This window comes from Mycobacterium sp. (assembly GCF_035499775.1).
In the GTDB taxonomy this organism is placed as follows: Bacteria; Actinomycetota; Actinomycetes; order Mycobacteriales; family Mycobacteriaceae; genus Mycobacterium.
On record NZ_DATJYB010000337.1, the window covers coordinates 1 to 2,940 of the forward strand.

Here is a 2,940-nt window from a genome sequence, read left to right on the forward strand (position 1 = left end):
TTCCGCCGGCGGGATTTCGTCGAGAATGGGTTCCAGCGGGATCACTTCCGAATCGATGAAATCGCGCATCCACGAAAGCTTCTCGGCGAATTCCGGTTCGGCTTCAAAGTCCCAGGCCATCCCTCACCTCACAACACGAAAATCAGCACTTCCTTACAAGGTGATCACAGTGTAATCATGATGTGATGCATCGCCGCAAGTCCCGGAGGTAGCGCCATGCTCGCACTCACTTACCAGGGTCCACAGACGGTTGAGGTGTCCGAGTTGCCGACGCCACGGCTGCCCGACGAGGACGCGGTCCTGGTCCAGATCACCGCCTCGGGAATCTGCGGCAGTGATCTGCACACCTACAGCGGCCAGACCTTCGTCCCCGAAGTGGGTTTCAGCCTGGGCCACGAGGCTGTCGGTCGGATCATCGAGGCAGGTGCGAACGTCCACACCCTGCGTGTCGGTGACCGGGTGCAGATCGCGGCGTCGTCGGGATGCCTGCGCTGCTCCCGCTCGTCGAGAACCGGCGTCTGGCGCCGGAAGACCTTGTGACCCATCATTTCTCGCTGCGTGAGGCTGCCGCCGCCTACCGAACCTTCGCCGACCGCGCACCCGGAACGGGCAAAGTCGTGCTCCACACTGACGACCTGAGGCATCGGCGATCTAAGTGACGCAAGGATTTCGCAAGTGATCTGCGCGAAACTAACGGGGCGCTACCAGATGTGAGGACTGAAAGGCACCACCATGAACACCCTCCGCACCCTGAACCGGATCATTGCCGGGACGCTGCTGGCGGGCGGCGTCGCGGCGACCGGTATCGGTCTGGCCGCGGGCACCGCTGGGGCCTATCCCCCCGGCTGCACACAACCCAGCTGTTGGTGTCCGGGGCAACCCCTACCCGGACGCGTCGTCGGAAATTGGGATATGAATGCGTGCCACGACTGGCACAATCCCCGGATAGACGACCCGAGTTTGCCGATCGGCGAGGTGGCACAAGGACCTATGGACTGCAGTTACGGGCCTAGCTGGCCCCCGAAACCCCAGTGCAAAATCTGATGCCAGGTAGCCGCCTGGATGGTGCCGGTCCGCATCAGCTGGATTAGTCGTCTTGGCTCGTCGTTGGGCCCCGGCACGCACATGACGCCCGAATCGGGACGTCGGCACGCGCCGCGGCGAGCGCCAGCTCCTGGCCGATGATCGTGGCTTCAGCGGTCCGGCCGAGCCGCTGCAAACACTCGCGATATCCGTGCAGGCTCCACACGTTCCCGGGGTGCTGGCAGGGCCTGGCCAAGGCGGGGTCCAGGCCGAGGTCGGCGGCATACACGGCGGCCGCCTCCGCCACGTGGCCCTGCTCGAGCAACAGTGCTCCATACGCATGCCGCGTGGGCTGCATCCAGCCCCAGGGTTCGTCGTAGGGCAGCCCGTCGTCCAGGTCGATCGCGCGCCGCAAATGCCCGAATGCCTCGTCGAAATATCCTTCGCGGTAGGCGATTTCACCGTCGAACATGGCAGCGGCCACAGCCAGGATGTCTCGGCTGGTGTTGTTGAACAGGAACCGCGAATCCGGAATCCGCTCATATGCCTGCGTGAACGCCGCGCGCTCGGTGTGCGCCTCGCCGAGTCGACCGGTAGCCGCCAGCGCGATGCCGCGACCGTAGTGCATGGTCGCCGCGGTGGTGCAATACAGGTCGCGGTCCTCCGGCAGCGGCTGGGCGATCAGCTCATCCCAACGCCCGAACCGCACCAGCACATGGGTCCTCAGCGGCACGAACGCCTCGAGCCAGTCGGCCATTGGTGGAGACGTGATCGACAGCAGGTCGGCGGACAGCTGGCCCGCCAGCTCGTCGGCGGCCTGCAATGCGATTTGCGACTGTCCCTCGAACATCGCCGAATACACGATGAAGTGCAGATCGTGGGCGCGGTAGAGCGAATAGAAGTTCAACGGCCCCTCGCGGCTGACGAAACATCGATCCGCCTGCACCGCAAGTTGATTCGCTACCACCGAGCTACGATAGTCGCCGCATAGCACGTCGATGTGGCTCGGCATGTGCTGCAGATGCCCGGCGTCGGGCACCAAGCCGCGCAGCAGGTCCGCGGCCGGCAGGGCATCTTCTGGACTCGCCGACATCTCCATGGTGTGCAGATACAGATGCAGGATCCCCGGATGTCCGCGACCCGCAGGCCCACCGAGCGCATCCTCGAGAATCCGCTTGGCCTCGAGCACCCGTGAGCCCGCCGCTGGCTCACCGGTGCGCGCGTCCCACAGCGCCCACGCCGTCACGTTGAGCTGCGCGTCAGCGGCCAGCGCTTGCACGTCAATGTCTTCCGGGTAGGCAGCGGCCAGCGCCGTCATCGCATCGGCGTAGCCGGCGAGTCCCGAGTGCAGGGCAGCGGTGTCCGCCGGGTCGTCGGTCGGGAAGCGCCACCCAAGCGCGGCGATCAGACCTTGCTCGACGGGACTGGCCCGGCACCGCGCGGCCAGTTCCAATTCCGTGCGCGCACGGGCCAGCGACGACCTCAAATCGATCGGGTCGAACGCCTCCCAGGCCTTGTTGTAGTTGGGGCCGACCGAATATGCGATTCCCCAATGCGCAACGGCCAGAGCATGATCGAGTCGCAGAGCCCGCTCAAAGCAGCGGATCGCCTCTTCGTGGTTGAACGCATACGCCCACACCAGGCCGCGGTCGAACCAGACCTGTGCTTGCGCGGAAGAGGTTTCGACCGGCCGGTGAAAGGAGCCGAGGTCGAAATACCGCTCGCCGGCAGTCATGCTCGCACACTACTCAGGACAACCTGTTTCGCCGAACTTGGTTGAACGGCACGCCGCGGTCGGCGGCGTACTCGCGGGGCAGGTTCAACACCCGCTCGGCGATGACGTTGCGCGCCATTTCGGAGGTGCCGCCACCGATGCTGGCGATCTGACGGCCAAGATAGCGCTTGCCGACGTCGAGC

2 protein-coding genes and 1 pseudogene are annotated in these 2,940 nt (G+C 65.1%); 1 reads left to right on the plus strand and 2 read right to left on the minus strand.

What is annotated here, in order from left to right; all coding sequences use genetic code 11:
- Window positions 1-216 precede the first annotated feature (216 nt).
- A complete protein-coding gene (locus VML93_RS21290; protein WP_325613743.1) occupies window positions 217-540 on the plus strand; it encodes an alcohol dehydrogenase catalytic domain-containing protein in 324 nt (107 codons plus the stop codon).
- Between the two features lie 547 nt (window positions 541-1,087).
- On the opposite strand, the gene VML93_RS21295 is transcribed toward VML93_RS21290, so the two are convergent.
- Window positions 1,088-2,758 (minus strand): tetratricopeptide repeat protein, encoded by a 1,671-nt coding sequence (locus tag VML93_RS21295; protein WP_325613745.1) that lies wholly within the window; start codon window positions 2,756-2,758, stop codon window positions 1,088-1,090.
- A gap of 13 nt (window positions 2,759-2,771) precedes the next feature.
- Window positions 2,772-2,940: pseudogene (locus tag VML93_RS21300) on the minus strand (acyl-CoA dehydrogenase); the annotation flags it as partial.

What these genes read in the sequence shown, in the direction of transcription:
- VML93_RS21290 (WP_325613743.1), top strand. Translation starts at nt 217, where the DNA reads ATGCTCGCACTCACTTACCAGGGTCCACAGACGGTTGAGGTGTCCGAG.
- VML93_RS21295 (WP_325613745.1), bottom strand. Translation starts at nt 2,758, where the DNA reads ATGACTGCCGGCGAGCGGTATTTCGACCTCGGCTCCTTTCACCGGCCG.